23 protein-coding genes are annotated in these 20,086 nt (G+C 61.6%); 12 read left to right on the top strand and 11 right to left on the bottom strand.

The window, feature by feature from the left end:
* Positions 1-18: 18 nt before the first annotated feature.
* Complete coding sequence (locus tag IMX18_RS08420; RefSeq protein ID WP_015270821.1) at positions 19-1,353, bottom strand: lysine N(6)-hydroxylase/L-ornithine N(5)-oxygenase family protein; 1,335 nt, start codon at positions 1,351-1,353, stop codon at positions 19-21.
* 202 nt (positions 1,354-1,555) lie between these two features.
* Here IMX18_RS08420 and IMX18_RS08425 point away from each other — a divergent pair, with 202 nt between their 5' ends.
* A complete protein-coding gene (locus IMX18_RS08425; RefSeq protein ID WP_015270820.1) occupies positions 1,556-1,990 on the top strand; it encodes a kinetochore Spc7 family protein in 435 nt (144 codons plus the stop codon).
* Positions 1,991-2,141: 151 nt separating this feature from the next.
* Here IMX18_RS08425 and pbpG read toward each other — a convergent pair whose 3' ends face one another.
* On the bottom strand, positions 2,142-3,068 hold the full coding sequence (gene pbpG / locus IMX18_RS08430; RefSeq protein WP_100412863.1) for a D-alanyl-D-alanine endopeptidase: 927 nt from the start codon (positions 3,066-3,068) through the stop codon (positions 2,142-2,144).
* A gap of 329 nt (positions 3,069-3,397) precedes the next feature.
* Between pbpG and IMX18_RS27980 the strand changes: the two genes are divergently transcribed.
* Positions 3,398-3,697, top strand: a complete 300-nt coding sequence (locus IMX18_RS27980; protein WP_015270819.1) for a hypothetical protein — start codon at positions 3,398-3,400, stop codon at positions 3,695-3,697.
* Between the two features lie 97 nt (positions 3,698-3,794).
* On the opposite strand, the gene IMX18_RS08435 is transcribed toward IMX18_RS27980, so the two are convergent.
* Positions 3,795-4,052: a hypothetical protein gene (locus tag IMX18_RS08435; protein WP_015270818.1), complete on the bottom strand. Its 258-nt coding sequence runs from the start codon at positions 4,050-4,052 to the stop codon at positions 3,795-3,797.
* A gap of 211 nt (positions 4,053-4,263) precedes the next feature.
* Positions 4,264-4,938, bottom strand: a complete 675-nt coding sequence (locus IMX18_RS08440; RefSeq protein ID WP_100412862.1) for a polysaccharide lyase family 7 protein — start codon at positions 4,936-4,938, stop codon at positions 4,264-4,266.
* 237 nt (positions 4,939-5,175) lie between these two features.
* Here IMX18_RS08440 and IMX18_RS08445 point away from each other — a divergent pair, with 237 nt between their 5' ends.
* The gene (locus IMX18_RS08445) at positions 5,176-5,499 is read left to right on the top strand and encodes a DUF1654 domain-containing protein (RefSeq protein WP_085720592.1); all 324 of its coding nucleotides are present in this window, start codon (positions 5,176-5,178) and stop codon (positions 5,497-5,499) included.
* Positions 5,500-5,636: 137 nt separating this feature from the next.
* Here the strand turns inward: IMX18_RS08445 and IMX18_RS08450 are convergent, their stop codons facing one another.
* Entirely contained in the window at positions 5,637-6,461 is an 825-nt protein-coding gene (locus tag IMX18_RS08450; RefSeq protein WP_217190158.1) for a S24 family peptidase, read from the bottom strand.
* Between the two features lie 162 nt (positions 6,462-6,623).
* On the opposite strand from IMX18_RS08450, the gene IMX18_RS08455 reads away from it, so the two are divergent.
* Both IMX18_RS08455 and IMX18_RS08460 read left to right on the top strand, forming a co-directional pair.
* Complete coding sequence (locus IMX18_RS08455) at positions 6,624-6,989, top strand: hypothetical protein (RefSeq protein ID WP_015270815.1); 366 nt, start codon at positions 6,624-6,626, stop codon at positions 6,987-6,989.
* 64 nt (positions 6,990-7,053) lie between these two features.
* Positions 7,054-7,539, top strand: a complete 486-nt coding sequence (locus tag IMX18_RS08460) for a glycoside hydrolase family 24 protein (RefSeq protein ID WP_015270814.1) — start codon at positions 7,054-7,056, stop codon at positions 7,537-7,539.
* A 73-nt stretch (positions 7,540-7,612) separates the two neighbouring features.
* Here the strand turns inward: IMX18_RS08460 and IMX18_RS08465 are convergent, their stop codons facing one another.
* Together IMX18_RS08465 and IMX18_RS08470 are read right to left on the bottom strand one after the other, a co-directional pair.
* The gene (locus IMX18_RS08465; protein WP_014590513.1) at positions 7,613-7,795 is read right to left on the bottom strand and encodes a hypothetical protein; all 183 of its coding nucleotides are present in this window, start codon (positions 7,793-7,795) and stop codon (positions 7,613-7,615) included.
* A gap of 93 nt (positions 7,796-7,888) precedes the next feature.
* Positions 7,889-8,233 (bottom strand): hypothetical protein, encoded by a 345-nt coding sequence (locus tag IMX18_RS08470; protein ID WP_015270813.1) that lies wholly within the window; start codon positions 8,231-8,233, stop codon positions 7,889-7,891.
* Between the two features lie 162 nt (positions 8,234-8,395).
* On the opposite strand from IMX18_RS08470, the gene IMX18_RS08475 reads away from it, so the two are divergent.
* Positions 8,396-9,217, top strand: a complete 822-nt coding sequence (locus tag IMX18_RS08475) for a shikimate 5-dehydrogenase (protein WP_015270812.1) — start codon at positions 8,396-8,398, stop codon at positions 9,215-9,217.
* 126 nt (positions 9,218-9,343) lie between these two features.
* On the opposite strand, the gene IMX18_RS08480 is transcribed toward IMX18_RS08475, so the two are convergent.
* The 3 genes from IMX18_RS08480 to IMX18_RS08490 all read right to left on the bottom strand — a co-directional run bounded on the left by IMX18_RS08480 (position 9,344) and on the right by IMX18_RS08490 (position 10,796).
* Positions 9,344-9,586: a hypothetical protein gene (locus IMX18_RS08480; protein WP_013973119.1), complete on the bottom strand. Its 243-nt coding sequence runs from the start codon at positions 9,584-9,586 to the stop codon at positions 9,344-9,346.
* Between the two features lie 97 nt (positions 9,587-9,683).
* On the bottom strand, positions 9,684-10,211 hold the full coding sequence (gene gloA / locus IMX18_RS08485) for a lactoylglutathione lyase (RefSeq protein ID WP_015270811.1): 528 nt from the start codon (positions 10,209-10,211) through the stop codon (positions 9,684-9,686).
* A gap of 225 nt (positions 10,212-10,436) precedes the next feature.
* Complete coding sequence (locus IMX18_RS08490; RefSeq protein ID WP_015270810.1) at positions 10,437-10,796, bottom strand: histone-like nucleoid-structuring protein, MvaT/MvaU family; 360 nt, start codon at positions 10,794-10,796, stop codon at positions 10,437-10,439.
* A 361-nt stretch (positions 10,797-11,157) separates the two neighbouring features.
* On the opposite strand from IMX18_RS08490, the gene IMX18_RS08495 reads away from it, so the two are divergent.
* Together IMX18_RS08495 and cobF are read left to right on the top strand one after the other, a co-directional pair.
* Complete coding sequence (locus tag IMX18_RS08495) at positions 11,158-12,447, top strand: OprD family porin (RefSeq protein ID WP_015270809.1); 1,290 nt, start codon at positions 11,158-11,160, stop codon at positions 12,445-12,447.
* Between the two features lie 67 nt (positions 12,448-12,514).
* On the top strand, positions 12,515-13,264 hold the full coding sequence (gene cobF, locus IMX18_RS08500) for a precorrin-6A synthase (deacetylating) (RefSeq protein ID WP_191472507.1): 750 nt from the start codon (positions 12,515-12,517) through the stop codon (positions 13,262-13,264).
* Between the two features lie 121 nt (positions 13,265-13,385).
* Here cobF and IMX18_RS08505 read toward each other — a convergent pair whose 3' ends face one another.
* Entirely contained in the window at positions 13,386-13,736 is a 351-nt protein-coding gene (locus IMX18_RS08505) for a response regulator (RefSeq protein ID WP_015270807.1), read from the bottom strand.
* Positions 13,737-13,982: 246 nt separating this feature from the next.
* Here IMX18_RS08505 and IMX18_RS08510 point away from each other — a divergent pair, with 246 nt between their 5' ends.
* Genes IMX18_RS08510 through IMX18_RS08525 form a run of 4 tightly spaced genes read left to right on the top strand, consistent with a single transcriptional unit; the run spans position 13,983 to position 20,060 of the window.
* A complete protein-coding gene (locus tag IMX18_RS08510) occupies positions 13,983-17,450 on the top strand; it encodes a response regulator (RefSeq protein WP_217190157.1) in 3,468 nt (1,155 codons plus the stop codon).
* Positions 17,447-18,268: a CheR family methyltransferase gene (locus IMX18_RS08515; RefSeq protein WP_003259474.1), complete on the top strand. Its 822-nt coding sequence runs from the start codon at positions 17,447-17,449 to the stop codon at positions 18,266-18,268. The genes IMX18_RS08510 and IMX18_RS08515 overlap by 4 nt, the downstream gene beginning before the upstream one ends.
* Complete coding sequence (locus tag IMX18_RS08520; RefSeq protein WP_013973112.1) at positions 18,265-18,840, top strand: chemotaxis protein CheB; 576 nt, start codon at positions 18,265-18,267, stop codon at positions 18,838-18,840. The genes IMX18_RS08515 and IMX18_RS08520 overlap by 4 nt, the downstream gene beginning before the upstream one ends.
* Positions 18,834-20,060: a hybrid sensor histidine kinase/response regulator gene (locus tag IMX18_RS08525; protein WP_015270804.1), complete on the top strand. Its 1,227-nt coding sequence runs from the start codon at positions 18,834-18,836 to the stop codon at positions 20,058-20,060. Before IMX18_RS08520 ends, IMX18_RS08525 begins: the two co-directional genes overlap by 7 nt.
* The last annotated feature ends 26 nt before the right edge of the window (positions 20,061-20,086 follow it).

Here is a 20,086-nt window from a genome sequence, read left to right on the forward strand (position 1 = left end):
TGTTAAATGCCTAGAGGATCAGGCGCGGGTCAGAGCCACTGCCGGTTGCGGCTTGCCGTGCAGCTGCGCCAGGTCCTGGTACAGCGCGCGGCCAATTTCCGCAGCGCGCGCCGGCAGCACCGAGAGCAGGGTGTCACTCAGGCCGTGGCTGTTTTCGCAGAAGCCCTGCAGGTACACCGAGGCCTGCAGGTCGGGGCTGGTCAGCACGCGGTAGTTGCGGTCGACGTTGAAATCGTCCAGGTAGCCGGCCAGGGGCGCCAGCAGGTCACGGTGCGAGCGGCGCTCGTAACCGGTGGCGAGTATCACCGCATCGTAGCGGTGGGTCTGCTGCTGGCCGGTGGCGAGGTCGCGCAGTGTCAGCTCCAGGCCTTCGCGGGTGGCCACCACGGCTTCGACCTGGCGCCGGCACAGCACGTTGTGGCGGTACTGGTGGGCGACCTTCTGCCGGTAGAGGATGCCGTAGATGCGTTCGATCAGGTTGAGGTCGACCACCGAATAGTTGGTGTTGTGGTATTCGCCCAGCAGCTTGCTGCGCTGGTCGGCCGGTTCGTTGTAGACCAGGTCGGTGTAGTCCGGCGAGAAGATCTCGTTGACGAACGGGCTGTCATCGGCGGGTTTGAGCGCCGAACCGCGCAGGATCATGTCGACCTTGACCGACGGATAGCTGTCGTTGAGGTCGATGAACGCCTCGGCGGCGCTCTGGCCCGAGCCGATCACGGCAATGCGCATCGGCTTGCCGGCGGTGCATGGCAGCTTGTTCAGGCTGCTCAGGTACTGGGAGTGGTGGAATACCCGCGGGTCGTCCTTGAAGGCACCGAACTTTTCCGGGATTTTTGGCGTACCGCCGCTGCCGACCACTACCGAACGGGTGCGGCGGCTATATTCGCGGCCTTGGGCGTCGCGCGAGACCAGGCGCAGGTGCTCGACTCGGCCCGCCTGCACGTCCGGCTCGATGCGCAGCACTTCCTCGCCATATACCGCCTGGGTGGCGAAGTGCTCGGCGGCCCAGCGCAGGTAGTCGTTGTACTCGAGGCGGCAGGGGTAGAAGGTGCCGAGGTTGATGAAGTCGGCCAGGCGCTGCTTCTGGTGCAGGTAGTTGACGAAGCTGTAGGGGCTGGTGGGGTTGCGCAGCGACACCAGGTCCTTGAGGAACGAGATCTGCAGCTCGCTCTGGGTGGCCAGGGTTTCGCCATGCCAGCGATAGTCCTGCTGCTTGTCGATGAACAGCGCGTCGAGGGCATGGCCGTGGGACTCGGCGAGTTCTTCCAGGGCGATGGCCAGGGCCAGGTTGGAAGGGCCGAAGCCCACGCCGATCAGGTCCTTGATGGTTTCCGGTTTTGCAGACTGGCTCATGGCTGCGGTTCCATAATGGTCGAATGTTGACGCTCGCCGGGAGAGACCGGCGCCTGCGTTTGTACATTGGGTGGAACGAGCCAAACGATGGGGAATTTACTGGCGGCCGATCGGCCACTTGCAGCAGGGGGCTAAAGGCCTGCGCCTGTCGGCCGATAGGCAGAACAACCCAAGGACCCATTTGCAACGCAGGGAGAAAGACATGACAGGTATTGCAGCAGTCAGCATCAGCACCACGAGCCAGGCGCTGAGCACAACCCAGGCCGCCGACAGCCAGGATGCGCAAAAGACTGAAGAGAATGGGGCCGGCACTCAGGCCGACACGTCGAAGGTGAACGGTGGTGGCCAGACTCAAGGTGCCCAGAGCAGCAGTGAAAGTTCGGAGCCTGCGCACATCAGGCAATTGCGCGAGATGATCAAGAAGCTGCAGAAGCAGTTGGCCGAGGAGCAGAAGCAACTGGCCCAGTTGATGGCGCAGAAGATGGACGAAACCACCAAGCTGGCAGCTGTGTCCGCCAAGCAAGCGAGCATCGCCACCATCAATGGTGAAATCCTGCAGGCCACCGCGCAGTTGCTCGAAGCATTACAGAAAACGGGTGGCAGCAGCGCGGGCGGGATGGTCAGCACCACGGCCTGACGAACTTGGGGCTGCTGTGCAGCCCATCGCCGGCAAGCCGGCTCCCACATGGACCGCGCATGGCAGTTGCTCTCGCAGGCCTGGTGCTGTCACTGTGGGCGCTGGCTTGCCGGCGATAGGGCCGGTGCAGGCCCCATCATTCCGGCTTCGGTCATTCGGCCGCCAGGCGCCCCTTGTTCTGCCGCTCTGCCTTGTACTGCATGGCCACCGCCGGCGCCGGCTTGGCAGCACCGGTTTCCAGCCACTGACGCATGCGGCTGGCATCGGCGAAGTGGGTGTACTTGCCAAAGGCGTCGAGGATCACCATGGCCACCGGGCGGTTGTCCATGCGGGTCAGCAGCACCAGGCAGTGCCCGGCTTCATTGGTGAAGCCGGTCTTGGTCAGCTTGATGTCCCAGTTGCTCTTGTTCACCAGGTGGTCGGTGTTGCGGAAGCCCAGGGTGTAGTTGGGCTTGCGGAAGGCCACGGTCTTCTCGCGGGTGGTCGACAGCTCGCTCAGCATCGGGTACTTGCGCGACGCCATCAGCAGCTTGGCCAGGTCACGGGCCGTGGACACGTTCTGCGTCGACAGGCCCGTTGGCTCGACGTAGCGGGTGTGCGCCATGCCCAGGCTGCGGGCCTTGGCGTTCATCGCCTTGATGAACGCCGGGTAGCCGCCAGGGTAATGGTTGGCCAGGGTGTTGGCCGCACGGTTTTCCGATGACATCAGGGTAATCAGCAAGGTTTCGCGGCGGTCGAGCTGGCTGCCTAGGCGCACACGCGAATACACGCCTTTCATTTCCGGGTTGTTGGCAATGGTCATGGTGAGCATTTCATCCATGGGCTGCTTGGCATCCAGCACTACCATCGCCGTCATCAGTTTGGTCACCGAGGCAATCGGCACCACGCGGTCGGCGTGGCTCGAATACAGCTCCTGGTTGGTGTTCAGGTCTATCAGCAGGGCGCTGCCCGAGGCGAGGTGCAGCTTGGATGGGTCACGTTGAACCTGGGCCGGGGGTTGTGCAGCAGCGGTCGACGTAAGGGTCGCAGTACCTGTGAGCAACAGCAGCAGGCTGAGGATGGACAGGGATGTTTTCACGTTGAGGCTCACTAAAAGTTGGTATGTCGTTGGCTGTGCAAGGGTTTTCCCCCAAAAAACCGCTGCATTCTGGAGTATGGCTGATTTGCTGTCGAATGCCTTATGACTAAAGGGCGCAACGTGAACGAAATTTAATCCTGTACCAATTACGTTTGTCTCCAGTTTCGCCAGTTCGCCATGTCGCAGCAGTGAATTGAGGGGGGAATTCTGGGAGCAAACAGCCAATTGTCGGGTTGGCTTTCAAACCTGTTGGACAGCCTTGATCACCGCTTCGTCTTGGCTATTTTTTGGATTAATGACCATCCACCAAACGGTTGCAGGAGGGCTGTATGCGCGTGCGCGGCGATGTGTACTGGGCCTGGGCTGACCCTACGCTCCACCACCGATCTCACGAGGAAACCCTTGTTGACGGCACTTTTATCGATGTGCGGGTGAGGCTTTCGCGCACCGGCAGCACGCAGGTGTTCATCGGTATCTATGCGCGGTCCGGCATGGCACTCCACGAAGAGGCCTTCGACTCCCGGCCAAATGAGTCTATGGCCCGAGCGCTTGCTTGGGGAGTTGGCCGCGCGCGTCGAGTCGCCGATGAGGTCGCTCCCGCTGCAGACCCTGTCACCGCCTCGAGATAGGGGGCAAAACCTATAAGGAAATGCCCGGCTATATGCTGGGCACTACCAGGAAATGCTGAGAGCTAACCTGGGTTCACAAGAAAATCAAATCAACCCGTCAAGTGTAATAGTGAGGGTAGAGTTGCTTGTCTTGTTCCAGTTTTTCAGCATCAGTCACCCGTTTGCGAACCTCTGCATAAAATTGCTGGCTGTGATTCTGAAACCTTTTATAGTCTTGCGCACTAGCTTTCAGGGCAGCCTTGAGTTCGGATCCGCTTAGGCCTTCAGTATTTTTTTGGGAAATTACATACTTTTGCCAGCTGCTTTCTACTTGCGAGAGACCTTGCGCAAGAGCTTGAGTCTCGATTGTCGCCATGGGTGCATCCTCTTCAAGGCCAAATCTGGCCAGGTGGTATGGATCGCGAGAGCGACGATGTAGATGCATGGTGCCGGGGCCATCGAAAAAGCGCCCGAAGGTGGAGCTTAGCTTGTATGTAGCGCTTGGGGGCGGCTCAACGCCAATCGGCATCCCGATGCAACCTGCGCTGGGATGCAGGGCATCGGGATGTCTTGCCAGTTGCCTGGGCTCAGGCATGGATCAACGATAGGTCGCTGATGATGCAGATCGAGCCGTCATCGGCGGGCGTGGTATCGGTGTAGTCCACCTGGTTGTAGACCCCGCCGTGGAACTCGAATAGCTGTGTAGCCCAGGTGCTGTCGAACTGCAGATCGCCGGACGATCCGGTCATCCCGTTGCACTTGGCTGTAACGGTAACCACGCCTGCCGACGTGGCATGGATGCTCACCTCGAACTTTGCCCCCAGCGGTACCCCCTTGAGCACCGTCGAGTTGATCGGGTCAGTCTGGTTGTAGGTCCGCCGAAAACCCAGGGTGATGTCGCCCTTTTTCCAGAACACCTTCACGGGCGGGCTGTCGTCCCCGTAGACGTGCATCTGCGCGATGACCACCTTCTGCGCCCAGTTGACCTTGGTCAGTGTCATTTCCTGGCGATTCCAGTGATCCAAGGCGCCGCCCAGGGTCCAGTATTCCGGCTCCGACCACTCGCAGCGGGTCCTGCGGGTGCTTTTGCTCGAAGCGCCTTTGGTGGGGGCAGACAACTGGACCGAACCATCGCTGAGCACTTTCACGTAGTTCGGGTACAGGGCAATCGCTTCGCTGCCGGTGAGTTCGACCGCTACGGTGCTGATCGACGATTCGGCCACCGGAACGGCGATGGTGAGGTTGCTGATATCTACGCTCATGGGGGGAACTCCTGAATGGAAATGTCGGTTGGTGCCGCAGCAGCACGGTGGCGGCTGCTGGAGTGGAATTTAGCCTTACGCTAAATCATCGTCAATAGCTTATGGCTAAAATTATTTCGCCGGGCGACAAATTACCTGTTGGCGAAAATTTTCCGCAGCGGGGCTTTACGCTTGATTTGGCGGTGAGATAAGCTTCCCTTGAATACTGTACGAATATACAGCTGTCAGGATAAGAATATGTCTAAGCACATGAAGTCGACGCCCCATCAGCGCCAGGAAATGACCGGAATGGAGCGGCTGAGCTTGCGCGTGTCTGCGATGATCAACCACCCGCTCGCGCAGACGCAGCGCTGGGTGACGGTGCATCGCCTGGATACCGACGGTGATGCCGAGTGGGAGGAGGTGATGGGCCTGCTGGCCGAGACGCCCGAGTTGGAACTGACCTTCAACGACGACGAGAGCGTGACGGTACGTTGGGAGCGCGGCAGCGTGGAGGAGCGCGACGACTTTATCGTCGAGCAGGACAGCGAGCAGCAGGCCGAGGAGGCGGCACCTTTCTGAACATCGGAAAATGCCCACTTTGCAGGAGCAGCCTTGTGCTGCGAAGAGGCCGGAACAGGCAACAGATATGCATTGTCAGTACTGGCCTCTTCGCAGCACCAGGCTGCTCCTACAGTGCCCTGCCAGATCAATGAGGCTTACACAAGGTGCGCATTCCACACCAGTAGTACCCTGGCCTGGATGTAGGTCTCTTCCCGGCGAATCATGCGGTCCTTGTGTCGCGAGTTGTCGGAAATCATCTCGAAATGCTCTTCGTCGGCAATTTGCAGCCGCTTGATGTAGATGTGGTCGCCCCAGGAGAAGAAGTAGATTCCATCGCCGACGAACTCGCGGATGCTGACGTCCACGATCAGCGGGTCGCGGTGCTTGATGGTCGGCTCCATCGACTGGCCCCAACCGGTCACCATCTTCAGGTGGTGGTGCTCGCTGAACTCCACGCCCAGCTCGCGCAGGTGGCTTGGGCTGACGCGAACATCCTTGAACATCTCGGGGTAGTCGTGGGGGATCTGCCCGCCACCCATGGCTGCGCGGACGTCGTAGTGGGCAATCCACACTTCGTCGCCCACCAGGCCTGGCCGAGCAGGTTCAGCGGCCACCAGTGTCGAATCTGCCGGCTCCTCGGCGGCGGCCAGCAGCCTTTGCCGGGTTTCTTCGGGGATGCCTCTGCCGCTTCTGGCAAGCATCTGCTTGACCAGGTCAGCTGCGGAAAGCTTGCTGTCACCCGCCTCGGCCGGCGCCTGCGTCTGGTCGCCCACTGCCATCGCGTCGAACCACCCCCGCGGCAAGCCTTCGATGCCCTCGATTCGGCGGGCCACGTCATCGCCCAGGTTCTTCGCTGTCTTGTCCGAAAGGATCTGGCTCAGGTGTGCAGGCGCCATCCCCCAGCGCTCCGCGCAGTATCCCTTTCTCTGGTTGCCGATCAGCTTGACCAGGTTGTGCTTGCGAATTTCGTAGATGTCCATGGGGCGAAGCATGCCAGTGTTTAGCTTGCTGCTAAATATGCTCAAGGCTAAATTTCCCTTGTCATGATATTAGCCGTAGGCTAAATTAAATATGCAAGCAAGGAAAGCCACCGAGAAGCTGTTCTCCAGGCTTACGACATCACCATTGGTAATGAGGTTTTCATGGATCCGACTGACCTCGGCCCAGGCACCATCACCTGGCTGGGCGGAACAGGCACCGTGTTGCTGGGTGCATTCCTCTGGCTGCGCAAGTGGCTGTCCAGGGATGCGGCTGACCGTGCCATGGACAACGCTGATATTGGCGTGGTCCGGCGCCTGAACGAGTTGCTCGATATCGAGCGTGATGCCCGAAGGGAAGCGCAGGCCAGGGCCGATCAGTTTGCAAAGGAACGCAATGAACTGGTGATCACTGTAGGGCGCCTGGAAGGCAAGATCGAAGCGCTGACCATTCGGGGCGGCCATCCTCCCCGGCAGGTCACCGTCCAGGGCGAGGGCGTCGCCCGCCTGCGCGGGAAGCAGGGTGAGTGAGGCGGCCCGCAAGACAAATTCTGTTCACGCCCATGCGTATGGGCTTCTTCTGTATGGAGACAACATGGCTCGATTGGATTCTGCCGCTGTCGGCGGTGCGAACGTGCTCGCGTTCCTGGACATGCTGGCCTGGTCCGAAGGTACCTCGACCATCGCTGCCAGCGACGATGGCTACAACGTCCTGGTAGGCGGCCAACTGTTCAATGACTACAGCGGGCACCCGAAGCAGAAGGTGTGGTTGCCCAGCTACGGCATCCACAGTTCTGCGGCTGGGCGGTACCAGATTCTGGCCGGTACCTGGGATGCCATCGTGAGCACCTATGGCTTCAATGGCCGCTTTACCCCTGAGGCCCAGGACCTGGCGGCAATCAAGTTGCTGAGCGAGTGCGGCGCACTGGCACTGATCAAGGCTGGCCGCATTGCCCAGGCGATCGCCAAGGCCGCGCCTATCTGGGCCAGCTTGCCTGGCGCGGGCTACGGTCAGCGTGAGCACCAGTTGGCCGCGTTGTTGGCAATGTTCATAGCCTGCAGTGGGGAGGTGCAGGCGTAACGCCCAGGCAAAAAAAGACCCGCCAGGTAGGCGGGCCAGAAGGGCGTAGGGAGCAACGCACAACAAATACGGGTCAGGCGACCAAAGTGCCTGGTTGCAACTGTTCGACCAGGGCCTGGGCCGAGGCGCGGGTCGGCATCGGGCCGCTTACGGCTTCGCCGTTGCGCACCAGGTACCAGCATGCGAGCAGGCCCTGCTCACGCAGCGAAGCGGGGACGGCACTGCCAACAACGGACATGATCTGGATAGTGGCCATGTGGACCTCCTGTAAACATGGCCCTACCTTACGCAGCAGCCGGTGCGGTTTGAAATTAACTTCCTCGATAGTGGTCATTGGTTCCATCAACATTTACCAGCGCGGCGGGCCGTAATACACCGGTGGCGGGCCGTAGTAGGTGCGGTAGCCCGGGGGCGGTGGTGCTGGCACGTAGTACGGCTGGTAGTACACCGGCGGTGGCGGTGGTTGCATGTACACCGGCGGAGGCCCGTAGTAGACCGGCTGGCGCTCGACGTACACGGTACGGTCACGCCCGCCATAAACCGTCGCCCCGACCACGGCGCCAACCACAGCCGCACCCAGCAGCGGGCCGGGGCCATACCAACCGCCATGGCCATGGCCGCCGTGGGCGACAGCGGGCGCGCTGATGGCCAGGGCACCGACCAGCAGGGCGATTCCGGGAATGTGACGGTTCATGAAGAAACCCTCGCAAGGACACCCCAAGTGTGGGGTCCTATTACTATGACTCCACTCTTCGTCAGCTGAGCACGGGGGAACGGTAAAGGTTGTGTAAGGGACGACCAGCGGTTACCTCTGTTACGCTGAACAAACGTTTCAGTTATGACAAAGGAGCAGGTTATGTCGGCAACTCCAAGCAGAGACACCGTGCTGTGCATCTCCCTGGCCGGCCGCCCCGGCACCTTCGGTGTACGGTTCCACAACCACCTTTACCAGCAGCTGGGCCTGGACTTCTACTACAAGGCCATGCGCACCGATGACCTGCCGGCGGCGGTGGCGGGCATTCGCGCTTTGGGCATCCGCGGTTGCGGGGTATCGATGCCGTACAAGGAGGCCTGCATGGCCCTGGTCGACGAGATCGACCCATCGGCTGCGGCCATCGAGTCGGTCAATACCCTGGTCAATACCAATGGCCACCTGAAGGCCTACAACACCGATTACCTGGCCGTTCGCCAATTGCTGGCGCAGCACAAGGTCGACCCGTCCACGGCGTTTGCCCTGCGCGGCAGTGGCGGCATGGCCAAGGCGGTAGCCAGTGCCTTGCGCGATGCCGGGTTCGCCGAAGGCATCATCGTTGCGCGCAACGAGCAGGCGGGGCGGCAGCTGGCGGATGTGTGTGGTTATCGCTGGGTGGCGGAGCTGGGCGATCTGTGCCCACCCATGCTGGTGAACGTGACGCCGATCGGCATGGCGGGCGGGCCCGAGGCCGAGGAGCTGGCGTTTTCCGAGAACGCCATCGCCGCGGCGGCGCGGGTGTTCGATGTTGTGGCGATGCCGGAGAGCACTCCGTTGATCCGACGGGCGCGGGCGTTGGATAAGCCGGTGATCACCGGGCTGGAGGTGATTGCGCTGCAGGCGCTGGAGCAGTTCGTGCTTTACACCGGGGTGCGACCCACCCTGGCGCAGGTGGAGGCGGCGGTGGCGTACGCCCGGGATATCTGATTACTCCTGTGCCGGCCCTTTCGCGGGCTTGCCCGCTCCCACTGGGACCTCACAGGATCTGAAATCTGTGCAGTACCTGTGGGAGCGGGCAAGCCCGCGAAGAGGCCGGAACAGGCATAAACAAGGTCAAAATACCTTGTGCCCCTCATCCAGCTGCTGGTCGACCAGTGCCCGGCCATGGGCCAGCGATACATGCTGTGCATTCTCGAGGTCGGAGAAGAACTTCATCGGCATCGACATGCGCCTGCTGGTGTGCCCGTCGGGGTCGGTAATCAGGCACCCGGCGGCATAGGGCAGGGGGGAATCGGGGTGGGGCATCACGCTGGCGGTGATGGTGTGCTTGCGATATTCACAGTGAAGAGATTGCATCGTCCTTACCTCGCTGTGGCATGTGAAGCAGTTACCTTCATATACCACAGCAAAGGGCCGGGAGTTCCCGGCCCGACGAGCGAACAGCGATGAATGCTCAGCCTTTGAGTTCGGTCGGCTGGATGACTTCGACCCAGTAACCGTCCGGGTCCTTGACGAAGGCCAGGTGGTTCATGCGCCCGTCCTGCAGGCGTTTCTGGAACGGTACACCCAGTGCCTCGAAGCGTGCGCAGGCGGCGCGTACGTCCGGTACCGAGACGCAGATGTGGCCAAAGCCGCGCGGGTCGGTGTTGCCGTTGTGGTAGGCGAAATTGGCATCGTTTTCGGTGCCGTGGTTGTGGGTCAGTTCCAGCACGCCCGGAATAGACTTCATCCACTGGTGGCGTTCGTTGTCATCGGCCGGGATCTGCGCCGGGTCGACCAGGGCCAGGAAGTACAGGCTGAAGGCAGCTTCGGGGAAGTCGCGCTTGTCCACCAGGCGGAAGCCCAGCACGCGGGTGTAGAAGTCCAGGGACTTCTCGATGTCCTTGACCCGCAGCATGGTGTGGTTGAAGACGAACTGGGCGGTGGCGGCATCCGGTTGGGCGGTGACGCCAGGCAGGGTTTGCAGATCGTGCAGGCTCATGGGAACTCCTGAGACGGGGCCGGGCGCAGGGCACCGGCAAAACAGACAGGCTGGCCATGATACGGCAGTGTGCCGATTGCGCAAATGAAAGCGCCCTGCACAAGGCAGGGCGCTGGAATTAGAGGCCCGCATGTGCGGGCGCGTGATGGGGTCGCTAGTCCTTTAGCTGTCTCGATACTGAGCCAGCCCTTGTGAAAAAAGTGTGAAGTGCGTGTGGACGTTTCATCAGCGTACCCAGCTTTCTACCGTGGCGGCGCCGTATTGTTCTTTCCAGGCCTTGAGCCCACGGTGGTTGCCGCCTTTGGTCTCGATTCGCTCGCCGGTATGCGGATTGGTGTAAACCTTCACCACGCGCGCGCGGCGCTGTTGCTTGGGTGCTGCACTGGAAACCCGGGCCACTGCCTTCGGGTCGAGGATGGCGATGATATCGCGCAGGCTCTTGTCGTAGCTTTTCATCAGGCCGACTAGTTTCTGCTCGAATTCGATTTCGCGTTTGAGGCCGGCATCCTTTTTCAACGCTTCCAGTTGCGCCATCTGTTCCTGGAGCGCTTTTTCGGCAGCACGAAACTCTGCAAGTCTGGACACTGTAATCACTCCTGTACGTCGGTCGTGGCAGGGCGTGACGAACATTGAAGAAGAATAAAAACGCCGGCCACGCGGGTGGGTTCCGCTGTTCGCTGATATCGAGTGTAGTCATTCATGGGCACTGGGTAAACTGCAAACTTTTTGTAAGTAAGCAAGGAACTTTCCTAGTTTTGCGTGCGGTATTGTCCGGATTTTCCGCGGTTGTCTTGTGGCGCGCTTAGACCATGGTCCAATGGCCCGTGCCAGAGCCTTCGCGCGATAATTTCAGATGATGGCCGGCTATTGTTCGGCCCCCTCGCAGTACCGTGGCCAGCACGTGCCACAGGTTGTTTACTCGCCTTGATTCTGGATGTTTTCTCCCATGTTTGCCCCTTTCCCCCTCGCCCCCGGGCGTCGTGTTGCCGGCTTGTTCCTGTTGTGTGCCGGCGTCAATGCCCAGGCCGCCGGTTTTCTTGAAGACAGCAGTGCAAAGGTCGAAGCACGCAATGTCTATTTCAACCGGGATTTTCGTGACGGCCACAGCAGTTCCAGCCAGGGTGCGTCCAAACGCGAAGAATGGGCACAAGGTTTCATCCTCAATGTGCAGTCGGGTTATACCCAGGGCCCGGTAGGTTTTGGCGTGGATGCGCTGGGCATGTTCGGCTTCAAACTTGACTCCAGCCCGGCGGACAGTAACAGCGGCCTGTTGCCGTCTTCCGGTCACGACCCGCGCCACTCGGCCGACCAGTACGCGAAGATGGGCCTGGCGGCCAAGGTCAAGGTTTCCAGTACCGTGCTTAAATACGGTTCGATGATGCCGGATGTACCGCTGCTCAAGTACAACGATGGCCGCCTGCTGCCGACCATGTTCCATGGCGCCATGCTCACTTCCGAAGAAGTGCGCGACCTGAAGTTCACCCTGGCCCGCCTGGACAAGTACACCGCACGGGATTCCACCGACCGCCAGGACATTCGCGTGCATTGCAAGAACAAGCGCTATGCCTGCGATATCGAGGCTGATCACTTTGACCTGGCTGGTGTCGATTACCGTTTCAACGAACGCTTCAGCGCCCAGTACCAGGTGGCCAAGCTGGAGAACATCTACCGCCAGCACTTCCTCGGCCTGGTGGCCAGCCAGCCATTGGCGGTGGGCAGCCTGTCGGCAGACCTGCGCTTGATCAAGAGTGATGACATCGGCAATGCCCGCGCCGGCGAAATCGACCATCGCGCGTTCAGCGGCATGCTCGGCTACAGCCTGGGTGGCCACAAGCTCAGTGCCGGTTGGCAGCGCATGTATGGCGACAGTGCCATGCCATACCTGGATGGCACCAACCCGTACCTGGTCAACTATGCCCAGGTCAACGACTTCGCCGCCGCCCAGGAGCGTTCCTGGCAGGTGCGTTATGACTATGACTTCAAGGCCCTGGGCGTGCCTGGCCTGACCTTCTTCACCCGTTACATCAACGGTGACAATATCAAGGTGCCGGGCAGTACGGCCGAAGGCAAAGAATGGGAACGCGACACCGAGTTCAAGTACCAGGTGCAAAGTGGCACGTTCAAGGACGTAAGCGTGCGCCTGCGTAATTCCACTTACCGCAGCAATTATGAAAAATGGGCGCGTGACATGGACGAGACACGAGTCATCGTCAGCTACAACTTCTCCATCTTCTGACGGGGCGCTTTGCCAAATACCGGCAGCCACCTGACAATGGCTGCTGGTTCCCGCAAAGGGCAGGGCAATGAAAGACCTGTTGTTGATCGGCATCGGCCCGGGTGACCCGCGCCAGGTCACCTACGAGGCGGTCGATGCACTGCGCCAGACCAGTGTGTTCTTCGTGCTCGACAAAGGCGGCGACAAGGACGAACTGCTGCGCCTGCGCAAGGCCATCCTGCAACGCTACCGGCCCGAGGGCGGCTATCGCCTGGTGCAGGTGGCTGACCCTGAACGCGACGGCCACGCGGAAGACTACCTGGGCGCGGTGCAGGACTGGCACCGGCAGCGTGCGGCGCTGTATGCCCAACTGATCGAACAGGAGATAGGCGACGGTGAAACCGGCGCCTTTCTGCTGTGGGGCGAGCCGACGCTGTACGACAGCACCCTGCGCATCCTTGGCCTGGTCCGCGAGCGTGGTGTGGCGCTGCGCCTGCAGGTCATTCCGGGCATCAGCAGCGTGCAGGCGTTGGCAGCGCGCCATCAGGTGCCGCTCAACCGCATCGGTGAGCCGTTGACCGTATTGCCAGGGCGGCGCCTGGCCGGGCAGGGGCAGATCGACAATGTGCTGGTGATGCTCGACGGGCAGTGCGCGTTTGCCCGGCTCGATGATCCGGCGTTGATGATCTACTGGGGCGCGTACCTGGGGACTGCGGATGAGGTGCTGATTGCCGGGCCGTTGCAAACGGTGAAGGCACAGATACTGGAGGTGCGTGAGCGGGAGCGGGCGCGCAAGGGGTGGATCATGGATAGCTACCTGTTGCGCAGGGAGCTGTAGTCAGCTACAGCCTGTGCCGGCCTCTTCGCGGGCTCGCCCGCTCCCACAGGTATTCCACTGCACTCAAACTTGTGCTGACCCTGTGGGAGCGGGCAAGCCCGCGAACCAGGCGACACCGATTTCAAGGGTTACCCAGAATGGCCTGTACCTTGTCGCGCAACTGGTCGATGCTGAACGGCTTGCCGATCAGGTGCATGCCCTCCGGTACATTGACGTTCTCGGCATAACCACTGGCGAACAGCACCGGCAACAGCGGCCGCAGCTCGCGCGCCTTGCCGGCCAGCTCTTCGCCACCCATGTCTGGCAACCCCACGTCGGTCAGCATCAGCGCCAACTCCTGGCCCGGGTCCTCGATAATGCGCAGCGCCGCGCCGGCACTGTCCGCCTCGATGACCGTGTAGCCCAGTTCGTCGAGCACTTCGACCATCAGCATGCGTACGATGTCGTCGTCTTCGACTACCAGAAGGTGCATGGTTCGGATCCTGTGCTAATGAATGTCTTTAATCTGTGCTCCAGATGGCAGCAGAAGTTCCCGAGGATACCGGGCACTGCAATCAGATGGAACGTTTGGCGCACGCTGCCTTCAAATACTGGCTAAATGCCCTGCCAGACCCGGCAAAGCTGGTTAGACTCGCTTAACAGGACGGCGCAGTGGCAGATAATGACAACGACAGATCCGCCACACCTTTCAATGGACTTTTAGCTCGGGCGTTTTCACATGATTCAAGCAGCCTCGATGGACCAGCGAAGCTTCCGCAAGCTGTTGAGCCGCAACGTCGGCCTACCCCTGGGGGTTGGCCTGCTGGGGGCCGTGGCCTTCGTTGCGGTGATCAACTACCTGCTTTCGGCCTTGCAGTGGGTCGAGCACACCGACCGCGTAATCGGCAATGCCAACGAAGCGGTCAAACTGTCGATCGACATGGAAACCGGCATGCGTGGCTTCCTGATCACCGGCGATGAGCGTTTCCTCGACCCCTACGAGGTGGCCAAGCCGCGCATTTTCGGCAGCCTGCAGAGCCTGCGCGGCATGGTCGAGGACAACCCGCAACAGGTCGAACGCATCGACCGGCTGATCGCCCTGCAGCAAGCGTGGAACACCTTCGGCAGCGAGATGATCAACTTGCGCCGCAGCCAGGGTGATTACCGCGCCTTGATCGGCAACGGCCGCGGCAAGCGCCTGACCGACGAGATCCGCAAGGAGTTCGACAACCTCATCGGCAGCGAACAACAATTGCGCATGGCGCGCAACGAGCGGGTCAACAGTGTGACCGTCACGGTCATGTCGTCCTTCGTGCTGTTCATCGTCGGCCTCAGCGCCTTGCTGGCCTACCTCGGGCGGCGCGACCTGCTGACGCTGTCCGCTACCTATGACGAAAACTTCCAGGCCCAGCAGCGCGCCGCCGAACGCCTGGAGCATCAGGCCTGGCTGCGCAACGGGCAGACGCAACTGTCCGAACAGGTGCTTGGCCAGCTGACCCTGCCCATGCTCGGTGACAACATCCTGCGTTTCTTCGCCAGCTACCTGGGCAGCGTGGTAGGTGCGTTGTACGTGCGTGACGAACATGGCCGCCTGGTGCGTGTTGCCAGCTATGGCCTGGATGCCGAGGAGCAGGCGCGCGAGCAGGTACTGGGTGACCACGAGGGGCTGCTGGCCCAGGCCGTGCGCGAAGCGAGGCTGCTGCGTCTGGACGACTTGCCTGAAGACTATTTCCACCTCAGTTCCGGCCTTGGCAGGGGCCTGCCGCGCAGTGCCATGCTGATGCCCTCCAGCGACGACGGGCAGATCAACGGCGTGCTGGAGCTGGGCTTCCTGCGGCCGTTGCAGGAGCGTGACGAAGAGATGCTGCAGCGGGTCCGTGGCAACGTCGGTATTTCCATCGAAAGCGCCCGTTACCGGCAGCGCCTGCAGGAGGTGCTGGCCGAAACCCAGCAACTGAACGAAGAGCTGCAAGTGCAGCAGGAAGAACTTAAAACCGCCAACGAAGAGCTCGAAGAGCAATCCCGCGTGCTCAAGGAGTCCCAGGCCCACCTGGAAACCCAGCAGGCGGAGCTTGAGCAGACCAACGAGCAGCTGTCGGAGCGCACCGAGGCGCTGGACCGCAAGAACGACGAACTGCTCCAGGCCCAGGACGAGCTGCAGGCGCGCGCCGAGGAACTGCAGCGTTCGAGCAAGTACAAGTCCGAATTCCTCGCCAACATGTCCCACGAGTTGCGCACGCCGCTGAACAGCTCGCTGATCCTGGCCAAGCTGCTGGCGGAAAACGGCGAGGGCAACCTCAGCGACGAGCAGGTCAAGTTCGCCGAATCCATCTATTCGGCCGGCAACGACCTGCTCAACCTGATCAACGACATTCTCGACATCGCCAAGGTGGAAGCAGGCAAGCTCGAAGTGCGCCCCGAAAGCACCCAGTTGGAACGCCTGGTCGAAGGCCTGCGTGGCATGTTCGAGCCGTTGGCCGGGCACAAGGGCCTGGCCTTCGAGGTGACCACCGAGGCGCAGGTGCCGGCCACGCTGTTCACCGACCGCCAGCGCCTGGAGCAGATTCTCAAGAACCTGCTGTCCAACGCCATCAAGTTCACCGAGCGCGGCCAGGTCAGCCTGAACATCGGTTACCAGCCTGGCACCGGCATCGTCTTTGCCGTGCGCGATACCGGCATCGGCATCGCCGCCGACCAGCAGCAGGCGATCTTCGGCGCATTCCACCAGGTGGATGGCACCAGCAACCGCCGTTATGGCGGCACAGGCCTGGGCCTGTCGATTTCCCGCGACCTGGCGCACCTGCTGGGTGGGCAGATCAGCGTCGACAGCAGCCCCGGCCAGGGCAGTGTATTCAGCCTGATCCTGCCGGAGCGCTATGAGCGCGTGGCGCAGGATATCGAGCCGCTCAGCCTGCGCCCTGCGGTCGATAGCCTGCCACCCGCGCAGCAGGCACCAGTGGTGGCAGCACCGAAACGCCCGACACCAGTGTTTGCCGATGACCGTGAGCGCGCGCCGTTCGGCAACCGCTGCATCCTGGTGATCGAAGACGAACCGAACTTCGCCCGCATCCTCTTCGACCTGGCCCACGAGCTGGGTTACAGCTGCCTGGTGGCGCAGGGCGCCGACGAGGGCTTCGAACTGGCCGTGCAGTACATCCCCGATGCCATCCTGCTGGACATGCGCCTGCCCGACCATTCCGGCCTGACCGTGCTGCAACGCCTGAAGGAGCAAGCGAGCACCCGGCACATCCCGGTGCATATCATTTCCGTTGAGGACCGCGTCGAGGCCGCCATGCACATGGGTGCCGTCGGCTACGCGGTCAAGCCCACCAGCCGTGAACAACTCAAGGAAGTTTTCGCCCGGCTGGAGGCCAAGCTGACCCAGAAGCTCAAGCACATCCTGCTGGTGGAAGACGACGACCTGCAGCGCGAGAGCATTGCCCGCCTGATCGGCGACGACGATGTCGAGATCACCGCTGTGGCCTTGGCCCAGGATGCCCTGGCGTTGCTGCGCGAGAATATCTACGACTGCATGATCATCGACCTCAAGCTGCCGGACATGCTCGGCAACGAGTTGCTCAAGCGCATGACCGCCGAAGACATCCGTGCCTTCCCGCCGGTGATCGTGTATACCGGGCGCAACCTTACCCGCGAAGAAGAAGCCGACCTGCTCAAGTATTCGCGCTCGATCATCATCAAGGGCGCCCGCTCGCCGGAGCGCCTGCTCGACGAAGTGACGCTGTTCCTGCACAAGGTCGAGTCGCAGCTGTCCAACGAACGCCAGCGCATGCTCAAGACCGCGCGCAGCCGCGACAAGGTTTTCGAAGGCCGCAAGGTGCTGCTGGTGGACGACGACGTGCGCAACATCTTTGCCCTGACCAGCGCGCTGGAGCACAAGGGCGCGATCGTCGAAATCGGCCGCAACGGCCGCGAGGCCATCGAGCGCCTGGAGCAGCATGACGACATCGACCTGGTGTTGATGGATGTGATGATGCCGGAAATGGACGGCTTCGAGGCTACCCGGCTGATCCGCCAGCAACCACGCTGGCGCAAGCTGCCGATCATTGCCGTGACCGCCAAGGCGATGAAGGATGACCAGCAGCGTTGCCTGCAGGCTGGCGCCAACGATTACCTGGCCAAACCGATCGACCTGGACCGCTTGTTCTCGCTGATCCGTGTGTGGCTGCCACAACTGGAGCGAATTTGACTAGCGAACGTAACACCGATATCGAAATCCGCTTGCTGATCGAGGCCATCTACCTCAAGTACAGCTACGATTTCCGCAACTATTCCGGCGCGTCGATCAAACGCCGGATCCTGCATGCGCTGCGCCAGTTCGACTGCCTGACGGTGTCGGCGCTGCAGGAGCGCGTGCTGCACGACCCTGGCATGTTCATGCAGTTGCTGCAGTACCTGACGATCCCGGTCAGCGAGATGTTCCGCGACCCGGGGCACTACCTGGCGCTGCGCAACGAAGTGGTGCCGCTGCTGCGCACCTGGCCGTCGATCAAGGTGTGGATTGCCGGCTGCAGCACGGGCGAGGAGGTGTATTCAATGGCCATCCTGCTACGCGAGGAGGGCCTGCTGGAGCGCACCATCATCTATGCCACCGACATCAACCCGCATTCGCTGGACAAGGCCAAGCAGGGTATCTACTCGATGCAGAGCATGCGCGAGTACGCCGAAAACTATCGCATCGCCGGTGGCCGACGGGACTTTGCCGAGTACTACACGGCAGCCTACGGTAACGCCATCATGGACAGCACCCTGCGGGACAACGTGACTTTCGCCGACCACAGCCTGGCCACCGACAGCGTGTTTTCCGAAACCCAGCTGGTGTCGTGCCGCAACGTGCTCATCTACTTCAACAAGGAACTGCAGGACCGCGCCCTGGGCCTGTTCCACGAGTCCCTGTGCCACCGCGGCTTCCTGGTGCTGGGCAGCAAGGAATCGGTGGATTTTTCCGCCTACAGCGAGCGCTTCGAACCGCTGGTCAAGCCCGAACGGATCTACCGCAAGTCATGAAAGGCGTACGCGCGATGGTGATCGGCGCCTCGGCCGGCGGCGTTACAGCGCTGTTCAGTGTGCTGGGCGCGTTGCCGGCCGGCTTCGCCATTCCGGTAATTTGCGTGCTGCACCTGCCGGATGACCGCCACAGCCAGCTGGCCGAGGTGCTGCAACGTCGCCTGCGGCGGCCAGTGTGCGAGGCCTGTGACAAACAGCCGCTGCGCCCCGGGCAGATCTACGTGGCCGGGCCAGGTTATCACCTGTCGGTGGAGCGTGACCTGACCCTGTCGCTGAGCCAGGAGCCGCCGGTGCATTTTTCCCGGCCGGCGATCGACTACCTGTTCATGTCGGCGGCCGATGCCTATGGTGCCGGCCTGCTGGGCATGTTGCTCACCGGGGCCAACGAGGATGGCGCAGAAGGCCTTGCCTATATCAAGCGCAACGGGGGCCGGACCGTGGTCCAGGACCCTTGCGACGCACAAGTGGCGTTGATGCCGGAGGCCGCACTGGCCCTGCACCAGCCCGACCATATTCTTTCTCTGAGTGGCATCGAGCGATTGCTCGCCGCCCTGGAACCCAGCGCATGCTAAGCCACACCATCGCCAAACTGCTGATCGTCGACGACCTGCCAGAAAACCTGCTGGCCCTCGACGCCCTGCTCCAGGGCCAAGACCGCGAGGTGCACCAGGCCCAGTCGGCCGAGGCAGCGTTGTCACTGTTGCTCGAGCACGAGTTCGCCCTGGCCATTCTCGACGTGCAGATGCCGGGCATGAACGGTTTCGAGCTGGCCGAGCTGATGCGCGGCACGGAAAAGACCCGCAACATCCCCATCGTGTTCGTCACTGCCGCCGGGCGCGAGATGAACTACGCGTTCAAAGGCTATGAAAGCGGCGCGGTGGACTTTCTGCACAAGCCGCTCGACACCTTGGCGGTGAAGAGCAAGGTGTCGGTGTTCGTCGACCTGTACCGCCAGCGCAAGGTGCTCGACCGCCAATTGCAGGCCCTGGAACGCAGCCGCCAGGAGCAGGAGCTGCTGCTGGCCCAGCTGCAGACGGCGCGGGGTGAACTGGAGCATGCCGTGCGCATGCGCGATGACTTCATGTCGATCGTGTCCCACGAGGTGCGCACCCCGCTCAATGGCCTGATCCTGGAAACCCAGCTGCGCAAGCTGCACCTGGCACGCGGCAACCTTGCCGCCTTCAGCGTCGACAAGCTGCAGGCCATGGTCGAGCGCGACGAGCGGCAGATCAACAGCCTGATCCGCCTGGTCGAAGACATGCTCGATGTATCGCGCATCCGCACCGGCAAACTGTCGCTGCGGCCCAAGGCGTTCGACCTGGGCCTGCTGGTGCGCGGCCTGGTGGAGAACTTTGCTGCCCAGGCCAGCGCACTGGACACCCATATCGAATTGCAACGCTGCGAGCCGCTGCTGGGCGAGTGGGACGAGTTTCGCATCGAGCAGGTGCTGGCCAACCTGTTGTCCAATGCCTTGCGTTATGGTGAGCGCAAACCGGTACAGGTGCGGGTGTTCGAGCAGGACGGCCAGGCCTGCGTGCAGGTGCAGGACCATGGCATAGGCATCTGCGTGGCCAACCAGCAGCGCATATTCCAGCAGTTCGAGCGGGTCGCCACCCAGCAGGCCAGTGGTGGGTTGGGCCTGGGGCTGTACATATCGGAGCAGATCGTCCAGGCCCATGGCGGGCGCATATTGGTGGAGAGTGAAGAGGGCAAAGGCGCCACCTTCACCTTGCAATTGCCACTGGCAACCTGCGAACAACAAAACGACCAGGCAAGGGCAACCTCTGCGTGAGCCTGGGGTCTGATGGCCAGTTGTAA

Origin of the sequence: Pseudomonas shirazica (assembly GCF_015168335.1) — a bacterium.
GTDB classification, from domain to species: domain Bacteria; phylum Pseudomonadota; class Gammaproteobacteria; order Pseudomonadales; family Pseudomonadaceae; genus Aquipseudomonas; species Aquipseudomonas asiatica.

Excerpts from the sequence above, each read along its gene's own strand:
- IMX18_RS08425 (WP_015270820.1), top strand. The coding sequence starts at position 1,556 with ATGACAGGTATTGCAGCAGTCAGCATCAGCACCACGAGCCAGGCGCTG.
- IMX18_RS08495 (WP_015270809.1), top strand. The coding sequence starts at position 11,158 with ATGTTTGCCCCTTTCCCCCTCGCCCCCGGGCGTCGTGTTGCCGGCTTG.
- IMX18_RS08510 (WP_217190157.1), top strand. The coding sequence starts at position 13,983 with ATGATTCAAGCAGCCTCGATGGACCAGCGAAGCTTCCGCAAGCTGTTG.
- IMX18_RS08480 (WP_013973119.1), bottom strand. The coding sequence starts at position 9,586 with ATGCAATCTCTTCACTGTGAATATCGCAAGCACACCATCACCGCCAGC.
- gloA (WP_015270811.1), bottom strand. The coding sequence starts at position 10,211 with ATGAGCCTGCACGATCTGCAAACCCTGCCTGGCGTCACCGCCCAACCG.
- IMX18_RS27980 (WP_015270819.1), top strand. The coding sequence starts at position 3,398 with ATGCGCGTGCGCGGCGATGTGTACTGGGCCTGGGCTGACCCTACGCTC.
- IMX18_RS08435 (WP_015270818.1), bottom strand. The coding sequence starts at position 4,052 with ATGGCGACAATCGAGACTCAAGCTCTTGCGCAAGGTCTCTCGCAAGTA.
- IMX18_RS08505 (WP_015270807.1), bottom strand. The coding sequence starts at position 13,736 with ATGCACCTTCTGGTAGTCGAAGACGACGACATCGTACGCATGCTGATG.
- IMX18_RS08525 (WP_015270804.1), top strand. The coding sequence starts at position 18,834 with ATGCTAAGCCACACCATCGCCAAACTGCTGATCGTCGACGACCTGCCA.
- IMX18_RS08450 (WP_217190158.1), bottom strand. The coding sequence starts at position 6,461 with ATGGACATCTACGAAATTCGCAAGCACAACCTGGTCAAGCTGATCGGC.
- IMX18_RS08465 (WP_014590513.1), bottom strand. The coding sequence starts at position 7,795 with ATGGCCACTATCCAGATCATGTCCGTTGTTGGCAGTGCCGTCCCCGCT.
- IMX18_RS08475 (WP_015270812.1), top strand. The coding sequence starts at position 8,396 with ATGTCGGCAACTCCAAGCAGAGACACCGTGCTGTGCATCTCCCTGGCC.
- IMX18_RS08420 (WP_015270821.1), bottom strand. The coding sequence starts at position 1,353 with ATGAGCCAGTCTGCAAAACCGGAAACCATCAAGGACCTGATCGGCGTG.
- IMX18_RS08445 (WP_085720592.1), top strand. The coding sequence starts at position 5,176 with ATGTCTAAGCACATGAAGTCGACGCCCCATCAGCGCCAGGAAATGACC.
- IMX18_RS08520 (WP_013973112.1), top strand. The coding sequence starts at position 18,265 with ATGAAAGGCGTACGCGCGATGGTGATCGGCGCCTCGGCCGGCGGCGTT.
- IMX18_RS08455 (WP_015270815.1), top strand. The coding sequence starts at position 6,624 with ATGGATCCGACTGACCTCGGCCCAGGCACCATCACCTGGCTGGGCGGA.
- IMX18_RS08460 (WP_015270814.1), top strand. The coding sequence starts at position 7,054 with ATGGCTCGATTGGATTCTGCCGCTGTCGGCGGTGCGAACGTGCTCGCG.
- cobF (WP_191472507.1), top strand. The coding sequence starts at position 12,515 with ATGAAAGACCTGTTGTTGATCGGCATCGGCCCGGGTGACCCGCGCCAG.
- IMX18_RS08470 (WP_015270813.1), bottom strand. The coding sequence starts at position 8,233 with ATGAACCGTCACATTCCCGGAATCGCCCTGCTGGTCGGTGCCCTGGCC.
- IMX18_RS08440 (WP_100412862.1), bottom strand. The coding sequence starts at position 4,938 with ATGAGCGTAGATATCAGCAACCTCACCATCGCCGTTCCGGTGGCCGAA.